The 15,767-nt window shown below is 63.1% G+C and carries 14 protein-coding genes; 6 read left to right on the forward strand and 8 right to left on the reverse strand.

The window, feature by feature from the left end; genetic code table 11:
- Nucleotides 1-32 precede the first annotated feature (32 nt).
- The gene (locus DOM58_RS00535) at nucleotides 33-1,220 is read left to right on the forward strand and encodes an HlyD family secretion protein (protein ID WP_110691366.1); all 1,188 of its coding nucleotides are present in this window, start codon (nucleotides 33-35) and stop codon (nucleotides 1,218-1,220) included.
- Between the two features lie 17 nt (nucleotides 1,221-1,237).
- Here the strand turns inward: DOM58_RS00535 and DOM58_RS00540 are convergent, their stop codons facing one another.
- A complete protein-coding gene (locus DOM58_RS00540) occupies nucleotides 1,238-2,038 on the reverse strand; it encodes an MBL fold metallo-hydrolase (protein ID WP_110691501.1) in 801 nt (266 codons plus the stop codon).
- Nucleotides 2,039-2,125: 87 nt separating this feature from the next.
- Nucleotides 2,126-3,067 (reverse strand): DMT family transporter, encoded by a 942-nt coding sequence (locus DOM58_RS00545; protein ID WP_157957467.1) that lies wholly within the window; start codon nucleotides 3,065-3,067, stop codon nucleotides 2,126-2,128.
- A 92-nt stretch (nucleotides 3,068-3,159) separates the two neighbouring features.
- On the opposite strand from DOM58_RS00545, the gene DOM58_RS00550 reads away from it, so the two are divergent.
- From DOM58_RS00550 to DOM58_RS00560, 3 genes are all read left to right on the forward strand, one after another.
- The gene (locus DOM58_RS00550) at nucleotides 3,160-4,092 is read left to right on the forward strand and encodes a LysR substrate-binding domain-containing protein (RefSeq protein WP_110691368.1); all 933 of its coding nucleotides are present in this window, start codon (nucleotides 3,160-3,162) and stop codon (nucleotides 4,090-4,092) included.
- 105 nt (nucleotides 4,093-4,197) lie between these two features.
- Nucleotides 4,198-4,884, forward strand: a complete 687-nt coding sequence (locus DOM58_RS00555) for a type 1 glutamine amidotransferase domain-containing protein (RefSeq protein WP_087718204.1) — start codon at nucleotides 4,198-4,200, stop codon at nucleotides 4,882-4,884.
- A gap of 4 nt (nucleotides 4,885-4,888) precedes the next feature.
- Entirely contained in the window at nucleotides 4,889-5,176 is a 288-nt protein-coding gene (locus DOM58_RS00560) for a DUF1330 domain-containing protein (protein WP_075562974.1), read from the forward strand.
- A gap of 152 nt (nucleotides 5,177-5,328) precedes the next feature.
- Here the strand turns inward: DOM58_RS00560 and DOM58_RS00565 are convergent, their stop codons facing one another.
- The 3 genes from DOM58_RS00565 to DOM58_RS00575 form a co-directional block, all read right to left on the reverse strand.
- A complete protein-coding gene (locus DOM58_RS00565) occupies nucleotides 5,329-7,041 on the reverse strand; it encodes a thiamine pyrophosphate-dependent enzyme (RefSeq protein WP_110691369.1) in 1,713 nt (570 codons plus the stop codon).
- A gap of 199 nt (nucleotides 7,042-7,240) precedes the next feature.
- Nucleotides 7,241-8,668: an amidase gene (locus DOM58_RS00570; RefSeq protein WP_245392093.1), complete on the reverse strand. Its 1,428-nt coding sequence runs from the start codon at nucleotides 8,666-8,668 to the stop codon at nucleotides 7,241-7,243.
- Between the two features lie 121 nt (nucleotides 8,669-8,789).
- Nucleotides 8,790-9,110: a YrhK family protein gene (locus tag DOM58_RS00575; RefSeq protein WP_110691371.1), complete on the reverse strand. Its 321-nt coding sequence runs from the start codon at nucleotides 9,108-9,110 to the stop codon at nucleotides 8,790-8,792.
- A gap of 189 nt (nucleotides 9,111-9,299) precedes the next feature.
- On the opposite strand from DOM58_RS00575, the gene zwf reads away from it, so the two are divergent.
- Together zwf and DOM58_RS00585 are read left to right on the forward strand one after the other, a co-directional pair.
- Nucleotides 9,300-10,886: a glucose-6-phosphate dehydrogenase gene (gene zwf, locus DOM58_RS00580; RefSeq protein ID WP_245392094.1), complete on the forward strand. Its 1,587-nt coding sequence runs from the start codon at nucleotides 9,300-9,302 to the stop codon at nucleotides 10,884-10,886.
- A gap of 85 nt (nucleotides 10,887-10,971) precedes the next feature.
- The gene (locus tag DOM58_RS00585; RefSeq protein WP_110691372.1) at nucleotides 10,972-12,147 is read left to right on the forward strand and encodes an MFS transporter; all 1,176 of its coding nucleotides are present in this window, start codon (nucleotides 10,972-10,974) and stop codon (nucleotides 12,145-12,147) included.
- A 62-nt stretch (nucleotides 12,148-12,209) separates the two neighbouring features.
- Here DOM58_RS00585 and DOM58_RS00590 read toward each other — a convergent pair whose 3' ends face one another.
- From DOM58_RS00590 to DOM58_RS00600, 3 genes are all read right to left on the reverse strand, one after another.
- The gene (locus DOM58_RS00590) at nucleotides 12,210-13,157 is read right to left on the reverse strand and encodes a cyclodeaminase (RefSeq protein ID WP_110691373.1); all 948 of its coding nucleotides are present in this window, start codon (nucleotides 13,155-13,157) and stop codon (nucleotides 12,210-12,212) included.
- Nucleotides 13,158-13,208: 51 nt separating this feature from the next.
- On the reverse strand, nucleotides 13,209-14,195 hold the full coding sequence (gene eutB / locus DOM58_RS00595; RefSeq protein ID WP_110691374.1) for a hydroxyectoine utilization dehydratase EutB: 987 nt from the start codon (nucleotides 14,193-14,195) through the stop codon (nucleotides 13,209-13,211).
- 83 nt (nucleotides 14,196-14,278) lie between these two features.
- Nucleotides 14,279-15,709, reverse strand: coding sequence for an aminotransferase (locus DOM58_RS00600; protein ID WP_110691375.1), 1,431 nt, complete (start codon nucleotides 15,707-15,709; stop codon nucleotides 14,279-14,281).
- Nucleotides 15,710-15,767 lie beyond the last annotated feature (58 nt).

Here is a 15,767-nt window from a genome sequence, read left to right on the forward strand (position 1 = left end):
TTCATCCGACTCTTGAAGGACCCATTCACGCCATGACCGCCGATTCCCCTCGACCCGCCAAGCGTCGCCTGCCCCGCAGCGTGAAACTGCTGATACTCGCCATCGTCGTGGTGCTGTGTCTGATCTGGATCGGGCTGGCGATCGCGCACCGTCTATCCCATGTCAGCGCCCAGGACGCCCGCGTCATGACCGACCAGGTCACCGTCAGCAGTCGTCTCGACGGTCGGGTCACCGATTTCACGCTCACCGAGGGCGATACGCTCGAGCAAGGCGACGCTGTCGCCACGCTCTACAGCAAGCCCGACGAGCGCAGGCTGGCCTCGCTCGAAGCCGATGTCGCCGCCCAGCGCGCTAAGCTCGACTACGAGAAGGCCCGCTTGGCGATGGCCGGGAAGCAGCTGAAGGGGGGAATGAATCTGACGCATCGCCAATTCGAGGCCAGCCAGGCCGCCGAGAAAGCTGCCCAGGCGCGGCTCACCGAAGCCCAGCGCGATTTCAAGCGCACCGATACGCTGTACAAGAAGAAGTCGATCTCCGAGCAACGTCGTGATCAGGATTACTACGCCTACCAGGCCGCTCTCGCCGAACACGCCCAGGCGCAGCAGGAAGTGGAAGTCAGCCAGGCGCTGGCCGACAACGCCCAGGTGGGCTTCATCAATGGTTCGCAGATGCCGCTGCCCAACCCCGACGTGCTGCACCAGCAGGTGAAGATCGCCGAGCGCGATCTCGATTCGGCCGAGGCCAAGCGCGACGAGGAACGTCTGCGCCTCGACGATCTCCACGTCACCAGCCCGGTCGACGGCGTGGTCGACAAGACACTGATCGACCAGGGCGAATACGTCAGCGCCGGACAGCCGATCCTGATGATGCACGATCCCGCGAAGCTGTGGGTGGAAGCCAACATCAAGGAGACCGATGTCGGCGCGCTGCGCACCGGTCAGTCCGTCGCCATCACCGTCGACGCCTTTCCCGACCAGACCTTCAGCGGTCATGTCGCCGTCATCGGCCGCGCCGCGACCAGCCAGTTCGCACTGTTACCGGATCCCAATCCTTCCGGCAACTTCACCAAGATCACCCAGCGAATCCCGGTACGCATCCGCTTCGACGACGGCCCCACCGAGCTGATCGGCCCCGGTATGATGGTCGGGGTGGATATCGATATCAGTGGTGCCGACCCGCACCAGAGGGACACTCAGGCAGGCTCCCCTTCCGGAAGCTGACAGGACGTTGGACATCGCTACTCGCTGCGAACCGCTCGACAGTGCCGCTGCGCCGACTCCTCGATGACGTGCTTGGCATCGATCAGGATCTCGCGCCCCCAGAACGCGGAGTAGGCGCTGTCGAAGTCGAGCGGTTCGAGGCGTCTGGCGATGCTCTCGACCGTTCCCGCATCGAGCGGAATATTGTTGGGGTAGGACCACATGAACGACGCCATCCGATCCGGCGTCACCAGTAGCGTGTCACCGGTCAGCAGGACCCGATGCTCGGACCAGTGAAGCACGCTGGCACCGGGAAAATGACCGCCTAGACGGTAAACATCGACGCCGGGCAGTATCTCGCGTGACTCCCCTTCCCAGAACTCGATTCCAGGATCCGCCACGGTGACCCAGTCACGGTCCGCGGCGTGGACGTAGATCGGGCAGTCGAACGCCTGCGCCCAATCCGCCATGGTGGAAAAGAAATGCGGATGCGACAGCACGATGGCATCGAGCCCGCCGAGCCCTTCGATGATCTCGATGGTCGCCTCGTCGAGCAGCGTCAGGCAGTCCCACAGCACGTTGCCGGCTGGCGTTCGTACCAGGAAGGCACGCTGGCCGATGGCGAAGCTTGGCGTGGTGCCTATCGCCATCAGCCCCGGCGCCATGTGGCGGAAGGTGTTGGTGTGACGGGTCGCCAGTTGGGTTGGCGTCGTCCAGCGCTGGCCTTCGACCGGCACGAACTGCCGCTCGTCTTCGCAGATATCGCAGTGTTCCGGCGGTGTCTCGCTCGGCGGATATTGCACGCCACAGGTGGCGCAGATAAAACCGTGGTTACGCATCCCGACCTCCCCTTGGAACCGACTCAGATCATCGCTCTTTTCATTCTTCATCAACGTCGCTTGTTATCAACGTAGTTGATTATCGAACTAGCTTGAGGTCCTGCGCTTGCCAGCGATCATAACGCTTTGCTGACGGATCATCAGCCATCCCGCGATCAGGATAGTCGCCATGCCCACCAGCGTTGGACCATCGGGAACCTCGCCGAATAACCAGAACCCCCAACCGGTCGCGAATAGCAGATAGGCGTAATCGAACGCTCCCACCAGCGACGAGGGCGCAAGCTGATAGGCTCGGGCAACCGCAGTATTGACGCTCACCATGAGCAACGCGTAAAGCAGGACCAGCAGACACGGCACCGTAGCGAGTCGCTGCCAGCCACGGGTGAGAAACCCGGATGATGTCTCAGACACGAGGACAGTCACGATGACACTGCCGACCACGCCCGCCAGCAGGAAAGCGACATTGAGCCCGAGGGCCAATAGCCACGGAGACACGTCGCGGCAGCGCGTTCGCGTCACAACCATCGCCCCGGCATAGCAGAGCGCCGCCAGTAACGGAAGCAACATGGCTGGCGAGAACAGCGCCCCACCGGGACGCAGCACGGTCAACACGCCAGCGAAGCCGAGCCACAGTGCGGCCCAGCGTCGCCCCGTCAACGGCTCGCCCGTCAGCGCGGCCAGCATCGCGATAAACAGCGGCGTGGTGTAGATTCCAACGGCGGCAATGCTCAGTGGAATCCAGGGTAGCGCGGCATAAAACGCAATCCACATTGCCAGCAGCAGCAGGCTCCGCAATGCGATCCAGCCACAGCTATCGAGGCGCCGAGGAAGATTGCCGTTCTGACGCCGCCAGCCTATCAGCAGTATCGGCAACGAGATCGAGGGCGCGATTACCAATAGTTGCCAAAGTGAGAGGCTGTCGCTGAGATACTTGACTAGCGCGTCTGCCAGGGCGAGGAGAAAAACCGCGCCGACGATCAGCAGAATGCCGCGGCGAGGGTTATCTTCAAACGTGGAAGGTGCTTTCATGGCGGTTCCAGTCGGTGGCAACCGCCAGAGCGTGCCCCACCGACCGCCGCCGTCACCAGCGATGGTGGCGTCACTATCCATGAGCCAGGGTTATGTTTCCGCTGAACCGTTCACTGCCGCCCCTCGCTACCCTGCTCCCGTTCGAAGCCGCCGCCCGCTGGGAGAGCTTCACTCGCGCCGCCGAAGAGCTCGGCCTGACTCAGGCGGCCATCAGCCGCCAAGTGCGATCGCTGGAAAAGGACCTTGGCGCGACCCTATTCGAGCGCAGAAACCGCGGTGTCTTCCTGACGCCGGCCGGACGCGAACTGGCCAACGTCATCACCGATGGATTGTCCCGGATCGCACAGCAGGCCGACGATCTCCGCGGCGGCGAGCGCGCGCCCCGAGTGATTCTATTCTGCCAACTCTGCGAAGCGTTCTACTGGCTGATGCCTCGGTTAGCGGCGTTCAATCAGCGCCACCCCGACATCGATCTGAAGCTGGTGACATCGACCCGACCGATGACCGAGCAACGCGACCCGTTCGATATCGCCTTGCAGACGCATGGCAGACCAAGTGGCAACCATACGCTGGCATTTGTCGCCGCGGATATGATCTATCCCGTCTGCAGTCCCGATCATTCGGCCGCGCGTAACGCGCCAATCTCGCTGGAAGCGTTGGCGGGCGAGGAGCTGCTTCATCATCGCGCAGAACCGCCCGACTGGATGGAGTGGAGCGGCTGGTTCACGGCCATGGATCAGGAAGTCTCGCCACCGCTGCCGGGGAAAGTGTTCGACAGCTATCCGCTGATGCTGCAGGCGACACTGGCCGGGCACGGTATCGCACTGGGATGGCGACGCACGACCGAGCGTTTGATCGACGCTGGAGAGCTGATAAGACCCGTCGAGGAAGCTCTCATTCAACCCGAGGCGATCGCCGTCTATACCCACCGAGAAGCGATGGATCGCTACGCGTGTCGGTTGCTGCTCGACTGGCTGGAAGAAACACTGAAGGACACACCGTGCCCTCAGGTCGGCGAGCGCTGATCCCATGTCGCTCGATCTCGTCCCCCTCGATCTCGTCCTCCTCGACTTCGAAGCACCGGATCCCGCGGTCATCGATTGCGTAACCACCACAAAGGCATTCATCCCATGAAAGTATTAATGGTACTGACATCACACGATCAACTTGGCGACACCGGTGAGAAAACCGGCTTCTGGCTCGAAGAGCTGGCAGCGCCTTATGTCGTCTTCCAGGACGCCGGCGCCGATATCACGCTGGCCTCGCCCAAGGGGGGTCAGCCCCCGCTGGACCCTAAAAGCGACGACCCGACGGCGGATACCGAAGAGGTCAAACGTTTCCGCGCTGACGCGGAGGCCATCAAGGCACTGGCCAGCACCCACGTGCTGGCAGATATCGATAGCGACGATTTCGACGCAGTCTTCTACCCTGGCGGCCACGGCCCGCTGTGGGACCTGGCCGAAGACAAGGCATCCATTGCGCTGATCGAACGTACCCTGCGGACCGGCCGTCCCGCGGCGCTCGTTTGCCATGCGCCTGGCGTACTGCGTCACGTGAAGGACGCTGACGGCGCGCCGATCGTGAAGGGTAAAAAGGTCACCGGCTTTTCCAACAGCGAGGAAGAGGCTGTCGGCTTGACAGACGTGGTGCCGTTTCTGGTCGAGGACGTGCTCAAGTCACAGGGTGGCGACTACAGCAAAGGCGCTGACTGGTCCTCTTACGTTCTGACCGACGACCTGCTGATTACCGGCCAGAACCCGGGCTCCTCCGCCGAAACCGCGAAGGCCCTGCTGAAACGACTCAACGAAAAGGGGTAGTTCAATGAGCACTTACGTGATCTTCATCAAGGACGCCACCCTCGATAGCGAGGAGATGGCGATCTACGCCGACAAGGCCAGCAAGGCAAGGGGGGAGGTCCCTCCCAAGCCCCTGGCATTCTATGGCGATATCACCACCCTAGAGGGCCCAGAAGCCGAGGGTGCCGTGGTGCTGGAGTTTCCCGACCGCCAGGCCGCGCTGGCGTGGTATGAAAGCCCGGCCTATCAGGAGGCCAAGCAGCATCGGCTCAAAGGCGCCGACTATCGTGTCATGATGGTGGAAGGGGTTTAACGGCTAGCGGTTGCCGGTAGAAATTCCAGTGCAAAGGGGGCGGCAAGTGATAATGCCGCCCCCTTTATTGTGCAGCCTCTCCGGTATGGACCGACAACCTCCGGCCGTCATCGATGCCACCGCCAGCTCGACAGAAAAAACCGCCGGATCGTCTACTTCCAGAAGTTGCTCTTCACCAGGTCGACCACATCGCTCATGCGGCCGTTGAGCACGGCCTTGCCCGAATAGAGCGCGGTGGACGTCACCTGCCCCGGTTCGATCTTGGGCGGCATCACCAGCTCCATGCGGTTGACCTTGACGTCGAGAATCGCCGGGCCGGGATGGGCCAGCCACTCGGCGATGGCGTGCTTGAGCTCGTGTTCCTGCTCGACCCGCCGCCCCCACAGGCCGATCGACTGCGCCAGCAGCCCGAAATCGGGGTTGTCGAGGTCGGTGTAGCTGTCCAGCAGACCGTCGACCTTCTGCTCCAGCTCGACGAAACCCAGCGAGCTATTGTTGAAGACGACGATCTTGAGCGGAATTTTCTCCTGCTTCAGGGTCAGCAGGTCGCCCATCAGCATGGTCATGCCACCGTCGCCGCACATCGCAATGACCTGACGCTCGGGGAATGCCTTCTGAATGCCGATCGCCTGCGGATAGGCGTTGGCCATGGTGCCGTGGACAAGGCTCGACAGCGTGCGGCGCTTCCCGTTGGCGCGGATGTGACGCAGCATCCAGACCATCGGGCTGCCGCCATCGGCGGTAAAGAAGGCGTCGTCGTGGGCGGCTTCGTCCAGCGCCAGCGTCAGTTCCTGGGGATGGATCAGGCCGTCGTCGTCGGACTCGTGAGCATCGCGCTCCAGCGCCTTGTGGTAGCTCTTGCGGCAGCGCTCCAGCCAGGACGTGTCGCTCTGCTCGTCGACGATCTGGGCCAGCGCGGCACAGGTATCGCGCACGCTGCCGAGCAGTCCGATGTCGACCGGGTGACGTTTGCCGATCTGCTGAGGATCGATATCGACCTGAATGATCGTCGCCTTCTCGGGATAGAACTGCGTCCACGCGAAGTTGCAGCCGAGCAGCAGCAAGGTGTCGCATTCCGCAACGGCGTGGTAACCCCCGGCCAGGCCGAAAACCCCGGTCATGCCGACCTCGAAGGGATTGTCCGGTTCGATGAAATCCTTGGCCCGCGAGGTCCACGCCACCGGCGCGTTGAGCTTGGCCGCCAGCACCATCACCTCGTTACGCGCGTGCTCGCAGCCGGAGCCGGCGAAAATCGAGATCTTGCCCCCGGCGTTGAGCGCCTTGATCGCCGGCACCAGCTCCTCGGCGCTCGGCCGGGTGATCGGGTTGAATCGATGGGCGCGATACGGCAGATCCTGGCTCGGCTTCTGGGTGAACAGATCGCCGTGCACGATCAGCACCGCAACACCGTTCTCGGCCAGTGCCGCCTGGGCCGCCAGAGCCGTCATCCGGCGCACCTGATCGGGATTGATGATCCTTTCGCAGAAGACGCTGCACTGCTCGTAGATCGGCTTGGGATCGACGTCCTGAGGAAAGCCGACGCCGGTATCGGCGGTACCCACCTGAGAGGCGATCAGCACCACCGGCGAGCCGCTACGATGGGCTTCGAACAGGCCGTTGACGAAATGTAGCGTACCCGGGCCGCAGGTACCGGCACACAGCGCCAGTTCCCGAGTCATGTAGGCTTCGCCACCGGCGGCGAAACCGCCGACCTCTTCGTGGCGCACATGCACCCACTCGAGATCGCTGCGCCGGATCGCGTCGGTGAAGTGATTGATGGTATCGCCGACCACGCCATAGCAGCGCTTGGCGCCCGCCTCGGCAAGGGTTTCGACGATGATTTCAGCGACATTCTGATGACTCATGGGGCGACTCCTGTCACGGCCAGACACTGCCGAAGCGTTGCTGCACTATTCTCGGCGACTTCGACCTCGTCGGCCCGATGAACTGGGCGATGAATGAGATAAAAAAGAGTGAAACAGTGGGCACTGACGAAACGAGGCACTACACGATAGGTGCAGCGCCTCGTTCAAGCGTAGTCGGCAATCGGTGAATCGCCTTGACTCAGGCCATTTCCGCCGGGTCCGGCACCCGCGGAAAACGCGGCGGATGCGCCTGCATATAGGCATGGCAGGCGCGGAGCACGCGAACGTCGTCATGCTTGCCACCGGCGAGCTGGAAACCGACCGGTAGCCCGCGGTCGGTGAACCCGCAGGGAACGGAAGCCGCCGGCTGCTGGCTGAGGTTGAAAGGATAGGAAAACGGCGCCCACTCTTCCCAGTCGCGCATACCGCTGCCCGGCGGCACCTCATGGCCGGCCTCGAATGGCTCGATCGGCACCGTCGGTGTCATCAACAGGTGATACTTCTGGTTGAAGCGTTCCAGGCATTCGGTGAAATTGGCTCTCCGGCCCAGCGTCTGGAACAGGTCGAGCGCACTCCACTGCTCGGCGGTTCGCGCGTTGGCGACCAGCCCGGGATCGAGCTGCTGGCGCTGTTTTTCACTGCACTTCGACCAGAAATCCAGTGATGCGGTGAACCAGAGCTTCTGGAAGATATCGATCGGTGACTCGAATCCCGGGTGAATTTCCTCGACCTCGGCGCCCAGCTGCTCCAGGTTGCGTGCCGCCTCGCGCACTCGGGCGGCGACCTGCTCGTCGACCTCGGCATAGCCCAGTGTCGGCGAGTAGGCGATACGCAGCCCGCGCAGATCCTGATCGAGATCGGCGCCCCAGTCCGCCGGCTGACCCCGCGTGGCATAAGGATCGCGATAATCGTAGCGGCCGATCACGTTGAGCATGCGCACGGCGTCTTCGACGCTGCGCGTCAGCGGGCCGATATGGGATAGCGACGGCTCGGTGGCCGGTGGCCATTGCGGGGTCCAGCCGTAAGTCGGCTTGAACCCGAAGACGCCGGTAAAGGCCGCCGGAATGCGGATCGAGCCACCGGAATCGCCACCCTGGTGCAGCACGCCCATGTTGAGCGCGGCAGCAGCAGCGCCGCCGCCGGAAGATCCTCCCGGTGTCAGCCGCGTATCCCAAGGGTTGTAGGTGGCGCCGAATACCCGGTTGTCGGTCACTGCCTTCCAGCCGAACTCCGGAGTATTGGTCTTGCCGAGAATCACCGCGCCCGCTTCCCGCAGCATCCGGGCTGGCGGGCAGTCCTCTTCACACACGGCGTCCGACGAGGTCAGCGAACCGCCACGCGCCGGCATGCCGGCCACTTCGGCCAGATCCTTCATCGACACCGGAATACCGTCGATGGCGCTCAGCGGCTTGCCCTGCCCCCAGCGCCGCGCCGACGCCTTGGCGGCTTTCTCCGCGCCCTCGCGATCCACGTAAACATACGCATTCACGGCGCCGTTGAAGCGATCGATACGGTCGAGCGAGGCCCGTGTCGCCTCCAGCGGCGATGCTTCGCCGGATCGATACATTCGCTCGAGGCTTACGGCGTCCATATTGCCAAGATCAGTACCTGAATCGGGTTTGCTCACAATCCCTCCACGTCCTGTGGGTGTGGTGCGGTCACACGAATTTCGTCGCGACCAAGCCTAGTCGGCAATCCAGCGGCGGCGCAATGTCGATATCGGACGAGATCGGGTTCACTGGCTCGCTTCAGAAGTCGTGTTCGGCGGCGCTGGGTGCCGACGAATTGGCATTCATGCGCTGCAGGTGCAGCCGTCGCGCCAGGCGGATGACCGGTCGAATCAGCATCTCGACACTACCGATCACGAATAGCCAGGTTCCCGCGTACGCCAGGGAGTCGTAGAAGAAAAAGATGCTGCCGATGACGAACCAGACGCCGACAAGGATATCGTTGGCGATGCTCACGATTTCGTAGCGTTCTCGAATGACCAGCTCGTCGTGGCCAAAATGCAGCGTCAGCGACTCGTTGCCGTCAGAGGTTTGAGTACGTTGGCGGGAACTATGACTCATGATCACGAGACTCCGTTCGAACTGAAAGACATGTCGCCTCAGTCTGGTTCAGCACGCCGGAAGGCGCAAAAGGAGATCCGACTCGGACTCGCCAAGCCATATTCACTGGCTCCGTGACAAATTGTCTTCCATGATGGAATCGAACGAGACGACCTGCTTTTGGCAATCCACGTAACGAGGTGAGAGTCCGTGCCCAATTCGACGCCAGCGCAACATGAGCGCACGCCCGCCGCCGACAACACCACGATGTTCATCTTCGGCGCCGGCGGTGACCTGGTGAAGCGGCTGCTGATCCCGTCACTCTACAATCTGGATCGGGACCAGTTGATCGACCCTGAAATGCAAATCGTCGGCATCGATCTCGCCGAATATGATGACGACGCATTTCGCGCCCATCTCAAGCAGTTCATCGCCGAAAAGGCGGCAGACAGTCATTCGGAAGGACGCATCAAATCGCTGGATGAATCGCGCTGGGCCGAGTTCGAGCAGCGGATCCATTATCTAAAGGGCGACTTTACCGATGAAGCCGTTTATCGCCAGATCGAGGATGCCATTGCCGCCTCCGGCAACGACAATGCGATCTTCTATTGTGCAACGTCGTCGCGGTTTTTCAGCAACATCGCCAAGCAACTCGGCCAGGCCGGACTACTGACCGAACAAGGCGAGAATTATCGACGGTTGATCGTCGAAAAACCGTTCGGACACGATCTCGAATCGGCACGGGCATTGAATGCCGATCTGCTCGAGGTGATGCGAGAAGATCAGATCTACCGGATCGATCATTTCCTGGGCAAGGAGACGGTCCAGAATATCCTTGTCGCCCGCTTTGCCAATGTGCTGTTCGAGCCGTTCTGGAATAACCATTACATCGATCATATCCAGATCACCGCGGCGGAAACGGTTGGCGTCGAGGAACGTGCGGCTTTCTACGACAAAGCCGGCGCCATGCGCGACATGGTGCCCAATCACCTGTTTCAGCTGCTCGCCATGGTCGCCATCGAACCGCCGGCCGCCTTCGGGGCCGATGCCCTGCGCAGCGAGAAGTCCAAGGTGCTGGGTGCCATTCGCCCCTGGACGCCCGAGGAGGCCGCCCACAACTCCGCTCGCGGGCGTTACGAAGCCGGGCAACTCGACGATCAGCCGGTACCGGGCTACCTCGACGAAGATGGCGTCGATGCGGACAGCCAGACCGAAACCTTCGTCGCGATGAAGGTGATGGTGGATAACTGGCGCTGGGTCGGCGTGCCGTTTTATCTGCGTACCGGCAAGCGCATGAGCGCGCGGGATACCGAGATCGCGATCTGCTTCAAACCGGCCCCCTACGCCCAGTTCCGCAATACCGATGTGGAACGGATGGCCTCCAACTGGCTGATCATCCAGATCCAGCCCAACGAGGGAATGTGGTTCGACTTCCAGGCCAAAAGGCCCGGCCCCGAACTCGAGATGGATACCGTCAAGATGGGCTTCGCCTACAAGGACTTCTTCGACCTGCCTGCCGCTACCGGCTACGAAACACTGATCTACGACTGCCTGACCGGCGATCAGATGCTGTTCCAGCGCGCCGATACCATCGAAAACGGCTGGCGCGCGGTAGAGCCTTTCCAGCAAGCCTGGTCCCGCGAGTCGACGACCGGAGAGAACGACATCGAAGGCTACGCCGCCGGGTCCGACGGTCCCGATGGTGCCCACAAGCTGATCCAGCGCGACGGCCGGCTATGGCACCAAGTTGGCTCTCCGACTGGCCCCGGCGTCGCGCCAGTGCCGAGTGGCCGGTGAAACACCGGGAGAACTCGACGGTGGCAGTAACCGATGATCCGGGCTGACAGGGATGCTTTCGATGGTACGGAACGGGAAGGTTTGCATGCCTAGCGCCAGCAAGACCTGGATCGCCGTCGCCGCGATGTTTGCCTTGAACGGAGGCCTGTTCGGCACCTGGGCGTCACGCATTCCCACCGTGGTCGAGCGTCATGCTCTCGACGGCGGCCAGCTGGGGCTACTTCTGTTGACCCTGGCCGCTGGCGCCATCGCCTCGTTTCCGCTCGCCGGACGTGCCTCGGATACCTTCGGCGCGGCGCGCGCGACGCTCGTCATCGCACTGGCTTACACGATCGCGCTGATCCTGATCGCGTGCGCGCCCAACGTCTGGCTGATCGGCGCGGCGCTGTGTCTGTTCGGCGCCGGCCACGGGGGCATGGACGTCACCATGAACAGCTGGGCCGGCGAGGCCGAGAGGCATATCGCCAAACCGGTCATGTCCACGTTTCACGCCATGTGGAGCCTGGGTGCCGGCGCCGGTGCGATGGGCGGGTACCTGGCGACATCGTTCGAGCTCGGTCTGCTGGCGCACTTCGCGCTGGTGGGCATCGTGTTCTGGGTGCTGACGACCTGGCTCGCCGCGATTGGCTGGCCATCGGAGACTCGCAAGCCGGTCAAGGGCGCCAAGCGCTTTCCGCTGCCTCACGGTGCGCTTTTCTGGATCGGTCTCGTCGCAATGTGCGCCGCGCTCGGCGAGGGCGCCATCGCCGACTGGAGCGCGCTGTTTCTGGTCAGCGTCACTTCGGCGACCCAGGCTCAGGGCGCGCTGGGTTACGCGGTGTTTTCAGCGGCCATGGTTGTCATGCGCCTGTTAGGGACGAGCGTGATCATGCGGCTGGGAGAGGTCAATGTCGCCCGGCTCGCCGGCTGTTCGGCGGTCGCTGGCGTTCTGCTGGCCGTCATCCCCGCCAGCTTCGCAGCGACACTGGCGGGTTTCGTGCTGCTCGGACTGGGCTACGCGCTGATCATGCCGCTGGCTTTCTCGCGCGCCGCCAACGACCCGGACACCCCGCCTGGCGTAGCAATTGCCAGCGTTGCCACGCTCGGCTATGGCGGCATTCTGATCGGCCCGCCGCTGATCGGCTTCACCGCGCATTTCATCACGCTGCACTACGCCTTCGCCCTGCTCGGCGTTCTGGCACTGGTGATCGTCGTCAAGGCCTCGGCGCTGGGGCGCCCCGAATCAAGCGCCGCCCCGGCCGCCGAGAGACCTCGCCAGTAGCTTCTCGACCAGCGTTGCCAGGGGCACTGTTACAGGGTCCACGGTCACAGGGTCCACGGCATTCACTCCATCAGCCGCGCCAACGCAAAACCGGCAATCGCGGTGTCCTGCACGCCGGTACCGGTGAGATCGCAGACGGTGATCTGCGAGTCGGAGACACGCAGGCTCTTGCCGCTGGCGATCACGCGGCCCAGCTCGTTGACGGTGAACGGGGGCTGGTGGCCGGCGTAGGCCTTGAGCTCACCATTGTTCTCGCTCTGGGCGCGGGTATCGGCGACGTAGTGATCGGCTCGCTCCATCACCGAGGTATCCAGCTCGCGCTTGTCCGGGCTATCCGAGCCCATGGCGGTGACATGAACGCCTTCACGCAAATGCTCGCCACTCAGCAGCGGCTCCCGCGACGGCGTGGTGGTAACGATGATGTCCGCCTCGCGGCAGGCCTCGCCGATATCGGTATGTACCGCCACGGTCAGGCCGTATTTTTCCTGCATCCGCGCCGCGTAGGCCTCGGCCTTGGCCACGTCCCGCGCCCAGACATCGAGCGTGTCGATGTCGCGCACCAGCATGAGCGCGGCGACCTGCAGCTCCGCCTGCAGCCCGGCGCCGAGCACGGTGACGCGTTGACTGTCGGCACGCGAAAGATGCTTGGCGGCAATGGCGCCAGCCAGCGCGGTGCGAATATCAGTCAGATAGCCTTCGTCGAACAGCACCGCCTCGACCAGCCCGGTCTTGGCCGAGAACACGATCATCAGCCCGTTGAGACTCGGCAGTCCCAGTTTCGGGTTGTCGAAGAAGCCAGGGCTGACCTTGATCGCGAAGCGAGAATTGCCCTTGATATGCGCGGTCTTGACGTCGACCTCACCGTTGGCCTCCTCGATCGCCATCGACAGGATCGGCGGCTGCACCACGTTGCCCTCGCCCAGCGCGCGAAAGCCCGCCTCGACGGCTTCGAGAGCGGCGTGATCGAGACTGACGACGTCCTGAATCTGCTGGCGGTTATAGAGTTCCATCGGGATGACTCCTGAGTCCATTCGGTTGAATTCGTAACAGCATTCGAGCGCTCAGCGCTCTGGATAGTCGATCAGGGTTTTCGCCCGCATCAGGGTTTCGGCGTCGACGCCATTGCCCGAGACAATCAGCGCCACCTTCTCGCCCCGAACGTCGATGCCGTGCTCCTCGATGGCGGCGAGCCCGACCGCGGCGGCGCCTTCCACCAGCATTTTTTCATGCTCGAAGAAGTGCAGCATGGCGCGGGCAATGGCCGTTTCCGACACCTGGCAATGATCGTCCATGACCTCGCGGACCAGCTCGAACGTGCAGCGGTTGTCGAGCCCGATCCCGCCACCCAGCGAGTCCGCCAGCGACGCTTCTTCCTCCACCTCGACCGGCTCGCCGGCGGCAAGGCTCTCGATCATTGCTGCGCCGCGCTGCATGCTGACGCCGGTCACGTGGACCTTCGGGTTGATGCCCTTGACCGCGCGCCCGATGCCGCCAAGCAGCCCGCCACCAGAAAGCCCGATCAGCACCCGGTCCAGCTCGGGGACGTCTTCCATCAGTTCGAGCCCGATGGTGCCCTGCCCGGCCGCGATCAACGGATCGTCGAAGGGCTCGATCAGCGCCATGCCCTCCTCGGCGACCAGACGCCGCGCCTCGACGAAGGCATCGTCCTGGGAGCGTCCGATGATCCGGGCTTCGGCACCCAGCGCCTCGATGGCCGCTACCTTGTTGGCCGGTACCAGTTCGGAGACGCAGATGATGGCGCGGGCGCCGAGCCGCTTCGATGCCCAGGCCACCGCGCGGCCATGATTGCCGGTGGAAGCCGTGGTCACGCCGCGCTCCAGCTGTTCCGGCGACAGCGACGCGATCTTGTTGAGCGCGCCTCTCAGCTTGAAGGCGCCGCTCGGCTGCAGGGTTTCCAGCTTGAGATAGATCTCGGCATCGAAGCGCGTCGAGAGGCTCTGGGAAAGTATCAGCGGCGTCCGCGCCGCCTGGCCGGCGATGCGGCTTCGCGCCAGATAGATGTCGTGAAGCGTCACGGGGTCTGACATCGTTGAGCGATTCCCGATTGAGAAAATGGAAACGGCAGGATGGACGTTTCCACCCTGCCGCAGTCTCATGGCGCCATCAACACTCAGGCGTTCAGCTTGCCTTCGCGCGTCAGCTCATCGGTGATCTTGTCGACGGCTCGCTTGGCGCGGGCGATCACTTCATCCACCTGGCCACGATCGATCACCAGCGGCGGCGCGAAGCCGAGAATGTCACCGTTGGGCATGGCGCGGGCGATCAGGTTCTCTTCCATCGCCGCGGCCGCGACCCGGGCACCGACCTTGAGCGACGGATCGAAGGGTGCGTACGCGCCCTTGGTTGGCGCGAATTCCAGCGCCGCCATCAGCCCCTCGCCACGTACGTCACCGACCAGCGGGTGCTCGCCGAAGGTTTTCTTGAGCTGGGCATTGAAGTAGGCACCGGTCTCGGCGGCGTTACCCACCAGGTTTTCGCGCTCGATGATATCGAGATTGGCCATGGCGGCGGCGGCGCCCAGTGGGTGGCCGGAGTAGGTCCAGCCGTGACCGATCGGGCCGTATTCGCCGGTGCCATCTTCCAGTGCCTTCCACACCCGTTCGCCGACGATCACGCCGGAAAGCGGCTGATAGGCGCTGGTCAGCCCTTTGGCGATGGTCACCAGATCCGGCTTGATGCCGTAATGCTGGAAGCCGAAATCGCTGCCCAGACGGCCGAAGCCGCTGACGACTTCGTCGGCGATCAGCAGGATGTCGTGGCGCTTCAGCACGGCCTGGATCGCATGCCAGTAGCCTGCCGGGGGCGGGATGATGCCGCCCGTGCCCAGCACCGGCTCGCCGATGAAGGCGCCGATGGTTTCCGGCCCTTCGCGCTGGATCATCGCTTCAAGCTGTTCGGCACAGTAGGCGGAGAATTCGCGCTCGCTCATCTCGCCGCGTGGACGTCCGTTACTGTCTACACCGCCCCGAGGCCGGCGGTAATAATATGGCGCCTCGGTATGCAGCACGCCCTCGATGGGCAGGTCGAAATGCTGATGGAACGCGGGCAGGCCGGTGAGCGAGCCGGCGGCGATACTGGAGCCGTGGTAACCGCGCTGACGCGAGATGATCTTTTTCTTCTGCGGCCGGCCGGTGACGTTGTGGTAATAGCGCACCAGCTTGATTTGGGTCTCGTTGGCGTCGCTGCCGGAAAGCCCGTAATAAACCTTGTTCAAGCCGTTGCCGGCGAGCTTGGCAATGCGCTCGGAAAGCGCGATCAATGGCTCGTTGGAGTGGCCGACATAGGTGTGGTAGTACGCCAGCTCCTTGGCCTGGGCGTAGATCGCCTCGGCGATTTCGGTGCGGCCATAACCGATGTTGACGCAGTAGAGCCCGGCGAAGGCGTCGATCATCTCGCGGCCGTCGCGATCGACGATGGAGATCCCCTTACCACCGGTGATGACGCGCCCCGGCGCATCGCCCTGGGCGTAATCGCGCAGATGGGTGGACGCATGGAAAACGTGGCGGCGATCGTTGTCGATCAGGGTACGAGTATCGGTCATACGATTTCCTTACCGAAAGAGGATTGCTGCCGTGCTCGCACTATCGAGCGATGTCGGA

The organism is Salinicola halophyticus (assembly GCF_003206695.1).
GTDB classification, from domain to species: domain Bacteria; phylum Pseudomonadota; class Gammaproteobacteria; order Pseudomonadales; family Halomonadaceae; genus Salinicola; species Salinicola halophyticus.

Bases quoted from the DNA above. Each gene is read 5' to 3' on its own strand.
- DOM58_RS00545 (WP_157957467.1), bottom strand. From the start codon at position 3,067: ATGAAAGCACCTTCCACGTTTGAAGATAACCCTCGCCGCGGCATTCTG.
- DOM58_RS00565 (WP_110691369.1), bottom strand. From the start codon at position 7,041: ATGAGTCATCAGAATGTCGCTGAAATCATCGTCGAAACCCTTGCCGAG.
- DOM58_RS00575 (WP_110691371.1), bottom strand. From the start codon at position 9,110: ATGAGTCATAGTTCCCGCCAACGTACTCAAACCTCTGACGGCAACGAG.
- eutB (WP_110691374.1), bottom strand. From the start codon at position 14,195: ATGTCAGACCCCGTGACGCTTCACGACATCTATCTGGCGCGAAGCCGC.
- DOM58_RS00590 (WP_110691373.1), bottom strand. From the start codon at position 13,157: ATGGAACTCTATAACCGCCAGCAGATTCAGGACGTCGTCAGTCTCGAT.
- DOM58_RS00535 (WP_110691366.1), top strand. From the start codon at position 33: ATGACCGCCGATTCCCCTCGACCCGCCAAGCGTCGCCTGCCCCGCAGC.
- DOM58_RS00560 (WP_075562974.1), top strand. From the start codon at position 4,889: ATGAGCACTTACGTGATCTTCATCAAGGACGCCACCCTCGATAGCGAG.
- DOM58_RS00550 (WP_110691368.1), top strand. From the start codon at position 3,160: ATGTTTCCGCTGAACCGTTCACTGCCGCCCCTCGCTACCCTGCTCCCG.
- DOM58_RS00555 (WP_087718204.1), top strand. From the start codon at position 4,198: ATGAAAGTATTAATGGTACTGACATCACACGATCAACTTGGCGACACC.
- DOM58_RS00585 (WP_110691372.1), top strand. From the start codon at position 10,972: ATGCCTAGCGCCAGCAAGACCTGGATCGCCGTCGCCGCGATGTTTGCC.
- DOM58_RS00540 (WP_110691501.1), bottom strand. From the start codon at position 2,038: ATGCGTAACCACGGTTTTATCTGCGCCACCTGTGGCGTGCAATATCCG.
- DOM58_RS00600 (WP_110691375.1), bottom strand. From the start codon at position 15,709: ATGACCGATACTCGTACCCTGATCGACAACGATCGCCGCCACGTTTTC.